A 5,726-nucleotide genomic window follows, 5' to 3' on the forward strand; every position below is an offset into this window, starting at 1 on the left:
AGCAGGTGAAGCAGGTAAAGGTTTTGCAGTTGTTGCTGAAGAGATCAGCTCCCTTGCAGAAAACTCACGTCAGACAGCCGGCAATATCCAGAATATAAGTAATGAAGTTACTCAGGCAGTTAAGAGCCTTGCAGATAATGCTATGCAGGTTCTTGACTTCATCAATACAACAGTTCTTGGCGACTATGATGCATTCGTAGAAACAGGCGAGAAATACGAGCAGACGGCTGAATACCTTACTGATATGTTAAGTGTTATGGAAAGCCAGACACAGAATCTTAACAGCTATATGGGTGAAATGGCTGATTCCATTACATCTATTACAGATTCTGTTCAGGAAGCATCTGATGCAATCAACCTTTCTGCTGAGAATTCTCAGGATATTGTTGATGAGATTTCAGGTATCAGCGAGGCTATGGGTACCAATAACAAGGTTACAGAACAGCTCAATGAAGATACTCGTCAGTTCGTAAAGATGTAATAAAGGTTATTACCAGCTATTAACCTCATAATGATTGTTATATTTAATTTAATATAATTTTATTTATAGCGAGACGGCATATGCCGTCTCGTTTTTGGGTACAATATCCTCTTGAATACTCATTTCATTGGTTGTCAGCAAAGCGGCTTTTATATAAACAATCTAAGATCATTGCGAATTTGATTAAATTTATTCTAAAATCTACCGTTCATCCCCAAAAATTGACGCTTCGTCATTCATCCAAGCATATTTTGACATAGTATGTTAAAATGTCATACAAGGGTCGAGAATAATCCCAAATAAAACATCATATTAAGGACAATTGATATTTATGGAAAAATTATTGAGCGTAGCTATACCTTGCTACAATTCTCAGGACTATATGTGCCATTGTGTTGAAACCCTTCTTTCTGGTGGAGACAAAGTTGAGATTCTCATCATAGATGATGGATCAAAGGATGACACTTTAAAAATAGCCAAAGAACTTGAAGCTGCAAATCCAGGAATTGTACGTGCAATTCACCAGGAAAACAAAGGACATGGCGGAGCCGTAATGACTGGTATAAGAGAGGCAAGCGCACCTTATTTCAAGGTTGTTGACTCTGATGACTGGGTAGGTGTTGAAGCTTTCCACCATATACTTCAGCTTCTTGATGGTTTTGTAAAGACCAATAAGGAAGTAGACCTTCTTATAGCCAACTATATATATGATAAGGCAGGCTCCAAACACAAGAAGGTTGTTCGTTATACCCATGCGCTTCCAACTGATCAGATCATAAGTTGGGATCATGCCAAGCACTTTAGAAAGGGCCAGTATATTCTGATGCATTCAGCAATATACCGTACACAGGTTTTAAGAGACAGCGGGCTCGAACTTCCTGAGCATACCTTCTATGTAGATAATCTATTTGTATATAAACCGCTTCCTTATGTTAAGAATCTTTATTATACCAATACAGATCTCTATCACTATTTCATAGGACGTGATGACCAGTCTGTTAATGAGAAAGTCATGATATCAAGGATCGACCAGCAGCTTAAGGTCAACAAGATGATGCTTGATGGAACAGACCTTAGAAAAGTTGAGAATGTACATCTTCGCAAATACATGTACGGATATGCAGAGATAATAACTGTTGTATCTTCTATCCTTCTTATCAAATCAGGAACACCTGAAAACAAAGCTAAAAAGGATGAACTTTTCAAATGGCTTAAAGAAAACCACAATTATTTCTATAAGAAATTTATGCGCGGACTTTTCGGACCTGCCCTTCGTCTTAATACACGCCTTGGTCGCAGATGCCAGATATTTGTATATAAAGTTGCAAATAAGGTGTTCGGATTCTCATGATCCGAACACCTTTTTCTTTGCTGATCCGCTTATTATCAACTACCTAAAATGATCAAATTGCCAGGAAAGTAGCACGTTTATATGTGCGAAAGTTGAATACTGATTAAAAAAGCTTCTCATAAGCCGCTACATCTTTTCCGCTTATATCGCTACCGCCATAACGTGCTTTTTCATATATTTCATGGATCAATTTTTTGTTCTCAAAATTATCATTTTTGTAAGCAGCATTTTCTATTTCTTCAGGTGTCATCTGCTCTTCTACATCACTATAACCTGGAGACTTTTTGATGAACTTCTTGTATTTTCTTCTTATCCTTGCCGCAGGAGAGCGGTCTCCAAATTTAATATGACTGGATTCTGCCTTTTTAGTAAGCGTTATTGTCTCATCAGGTTTTAAGTATTCTACTTTATCCTTTTCACGCACCTTAGCCGTCTGCTGGAAGCGTTTATAAAAGCTTATTGCAAGTGCTACAATAAGATATATGCAAAGTCCTGCTGCCGCAAAAGACATGACATAAGTCAGTATCTCCCACAGTTTATCAAGAAAGGGATTCTCTTTTTGCTCAACAAAATCTCCAAAACTTATCTTGCTTCCTATCTGAACATCACTTGATGAAGACTCGCTTGCCATGTCATATCTGACACCTCCAAACAGGAATTTAAGAATGCTAAGAATGACATTCCATATAGCATTTATAAGCTTCTCACCATGACCTATCACAAGGAATACTATTCCTACAAAGAAGACCATGCCACTTCCAATACTCATAAGCATGAAATTGGAAGATCTGATCCTCTGAGCAGGTACATAGGTCCTGTCACTTGAGAGGCGAAGCCTCCTGTCCTGCCTGTACAGGACAATATATATAAAAGAAAATACAACAATACAAATAGTATATAATTCTCCAAATTGCAGAGGGATATCTGCCTTCAAAAATGTTGCAAGGAAAAGGTATGCTACGCAGAATATAAGCATCCAGTTACTTGGTTTTATCATTACAACTTCATTAAGATGAGAATAATATGCAAGAAGTAAAACTCCTATTGCCACTACAAAAACAGGAATATAATCATAATTACCGGCTGCAGCTTGTGGTATAGCAAAAAGATAGTTTAAAAAAATAAGACCAAGGCCTCCAAGTGTAAAAGATATAAAAGACCTCAGATATACAAGCACAAAATGCATAATAACAACATCAAGACAGATGATCAGATCTTTAAGCATAGTTGTATAAGTAATATTTGTATATACACCTTGTGAAAGAAGGACAATGCCAAAAGCTATCATGCAGTTATTGATGACCCTTGCGATCGTCATTCCCTTTGTTTCTATCATTATAGAATTCATACCAACCTCACTCATGCTTTATCTTATAGAAATGAATCTTGCCTTCAGGCACTCTTTCTTCCATTGAAGGCGTAAGTGGGCATAGCCATATCAGACTTCCATTTATATCTGCAAGTTCTCCTGCCGCCTTTATAATGTCATCCCTTTGGCAGCTAGAAACAAGCATATAAGTCACATCTGTCTGATCAGCTCTTAACTTTGCACTTGGGATTATAAGCTCTTCAAATATTTCCGACATAGGCCTTACACTCTTTGTAAGATCTATTCTTGCAAGATCCATTGCAATACGATGTCTGTGATCATCAGAGTTTCCACTGCTTATCCTTATCTCTTCTGACGTGATTATATCTTTACCATTGGATATAAGCCTTACAGGAATCTGCTTTGAAATAAAAAATGAAGTTAGTGACATGATAAGTCTTATGCTGTCTTCAATAAGATCAGAATCATATAATACAGACGGATCCTCAACATTAAGTATAAGGACAATCTCCTGAGATGATGTAGGATCATGAAGATTAACTTTAAAGTCTCCGCTTGCAGCTGTAGCCTTCCAGTTGATTGATGATACTGTATCCTGAGTTGTATAGTCTCTTATACCTCTAAAGGTAAATACATCCTCCTGAAGAAATCTCCTTGTAACAATATCTCCAAGCATCTTGGAGAAGCTGACATCAAACCTGTCACTTGAAAGAGTCTTTGGAAATACATAAAGGGATGTATTCTGGTCTCTTAGAGTATAATGTTCAACTCCTCCTATCATGTCATAGCCTACAAGACTTGTTGAAAGGACTTCGTAGTAGCCCCTTTTTTGACCATGCACAGGAAGAGTTCTTGTTATCTTTTCATATTTTTTAAGACTGAAGATATCAGTAATATTAGTCCTGTCAGATACAGTTACGTTCTGACCATTTTCAACTTCAAGCCCCTTGCCTACCTGAAAGCGTACTTCAAGAAAGGGAATACCAAGCCATTTACGATTGCTTATGACTTCCTTAAGTTCAGTATCGTTCCCCTCAACAATATTACTCCCAAATGAAAGTGTGGCACTTAAATTATCAGACCAGTTCCTTCCAAAATACGTTCTATATAAATAGTATAAAATAAATACTATCGGTATTATCAGTATTATCTGCACGCTTCTCCTCCACGCACTCCCCTACTTATGACTATGTGAACTACCCATCACCAAAAAGGCAATGGGTTTTCCTGATGCACTGTTATATAAGCTTATTTAGATCAGAATTCTTCTGTCGGAACAGGAACCTCATTAAGGATCTTGTTGATTATATCCTCAGAGGATGAACTCTTTCCAAAGGTGTGTGTTATAGAAAGTCTGTGTGCAAGAACAGGAACTGCAAGTTCCTTGATATCTTCAGGAACCACGTAATCTCTTCCTCTCATAAATGCAAGTGCCTGGGCACAGCGAAGAAGAGCTATACTTCCTCTTGGGCTTACTCCTGCTGCTACATCGAATCTTGAACGTGTAGCCTTTACTATATCAGTTATATACATAAGGAGCTGCTCATGAACCTTGACTTCAAAAGCCTTCTGTCTCCACTCAAGAATGTCTCCAGCATCTACTACTGCATTAAGCTCCTTAAGTTTATCTCCTGTCATAGCGCGCTCAAGTATCTTCTTTTCCTCATCCTGAGAAGGAAATCCCATGGAAAGTTTCATCATAAATCTGTCCAGCTGAGCCTCAGGAAGCGGGAATGTACCTGCAGTCTCTATAGGATTCTGAGTTGCGATTACGAAGAATGGATCAGGAAGCTTTCTTGTAACACCATCAACTGTTACCTGTCTTTCTTCCATACATTCAAGAAGTCCTGCCTGAGTTCTGGGTGTTGCCCTGTTGATCTCATCTGCAAGAAGAATAGATGTGAATATAGGTCCTTTGTGAAAAGAAAATTCGCCATCTTTGATATTAACGATATTAAGACCTGTGATATCTGTCGGAAGAAGATCCGGCGTAAACTGAATTCGCTCAAAATCTATTCCGGCTGATGCTGCGATAGATTTTGCAAGAACAGTCTTACCTGTTCCCGGGACATCTTCAAGAAGTACATGTCCATTTGCAATTAATGCGCAAAGGGCAAGTTCCACTACATGGTCCTTGCCCACAATTACCTTGCCAATGTTAGCCTTAAATAAATCTGTCTTGTTATTCAAATCAGTTCCCCCCATATCCTGCGCTGCCTGTTCATATATCCGGCAACGTCCATGCCATAAACATTCTCAAGTACATCTGCAGTAAGTACCTTGTCTTTAGTCCCCTGACACAGGATCTCACCGCTTTTAATAAATATCATATCACTTGAGATCTCAACTGCAAGACTTATATCATGAAAAACACCAATTAATGTATTATCAACTTTCGTTCCATCAGGAAGAACAGTTTCCCCCTTAGACCATTCTATAAGATGTTCCATAAGCTCAGCCTGGTATTTTAGATCCAGATGATTGGTGGGCTCATCAAGAAGTATAATTGGAGTTTCCTGTGCAAAGCACCTTGCAAGGAAAACTCTCTGAAGCTGACCTCCTGA

The 5,726-nt window shown here is 38.3% G+C and carries 6 protein-coding genes; 2 read left to right on the top strand and 4 right to left on the bottom strand.

All coding sequences use genetic code 11. The annotated features are described in order from the left end of the window. Positions 1 to 481: methyl-accepting chemotaxis protein (locus tag K6G87_RS01000; RefSeq protein ID WP_296832650.1), on the top strand; the 481-nt coding region annotated here is incomplete at its 5' end. Between the two features lie 331 nt (positions 482 to 812). Then, the gene (locus K6G87_RS01005; protein WP_296832653.1) at positions 813 to 1,832 is read left to right on the top strand and encodes a glycosyltransferase family 2 protein; all 1,020 of its coding nucleotides are present in this window, start codon (positions 813 to 815) and stop codon (positions 1,830 to 1,832) included. A 103-nt stretch (positions 1,833 to 1,935) separates the two neighbouring features. Here K6G87_RS01005 and K6G87_RS01010 read toward each other — a convergent pair whose 3' ends face one another. The 4 genes from K6G87_RS01010 to K6G87_RS01025 form a co-directional block, all read right to left on the bottom strand. Beyond that, positions 1,936 to 3,180, bottom strand: coding sequence for a hypothetical protein (locus K6G87_RS01010; protein WP_296832656.1), 1,245 nt, complete (start codon positions 3,178 to 3,180; stop codon positions 1,936 to 1,938). A gap of 7 nt (positions 3,181 to 3,187) precedes the next feature. Next, complete coding sequence (locus K6G87_RS01015; protein ID WP_296832658.1) at positions 3,188 to 4,318, bottom strand: DUF58 domain-containing protein; 1,131 nt, start codon at positions 4,316 to 4,318, stop codon at positions 3,188 to 3,190. Positions 4,319 to 4,419: 101 nt separating this feature from the next. After that, the gene (locus K6G87_RS01020; RefSeq protein WP_296832662.1) at positions 4,420 to 5,352 is read right to left on the bottom strand and encodes an AAA family ATPase; all 933 of its coding nucleotides are present in this window, start codon (positions 5,350 to 5,352) and stop codon (positions 4,420 to 4,422) included. After that, positions 5,349 to 5,726, bottom strand: a 378-nt coding sequence (locus K6G87_RS01025) for an ATP-binding cassette domain-containing protein (protein WP_296832665.1), incomplete at its 5' end; no start/stop codon positions are given. The genes K6G87_RS01020 and K6G87_RS01025, both read right to left, overlap by 4 nt.

The sequence above is a fragment of the Butyrivibrio sp. genome, from assembly GCF_024699075.1.

Excerpts from the sequence above, each read along its gene's own strand:
- K6G87_RS01005 (WP_296832653.1), top strand. The coding sequence starts at position 813 with ATGGAAAAATTATTGAGCGTAGCTATACCTTGCTACAATTCTCAGGAC.
- K6G87_RS01010 (WP_296832656.1), bottom strand. The coding sequence starts at position 3,180 with ATGAATTCTATAATGATAGAAACAAAGGGAATGACGATCGCAAGGGTC.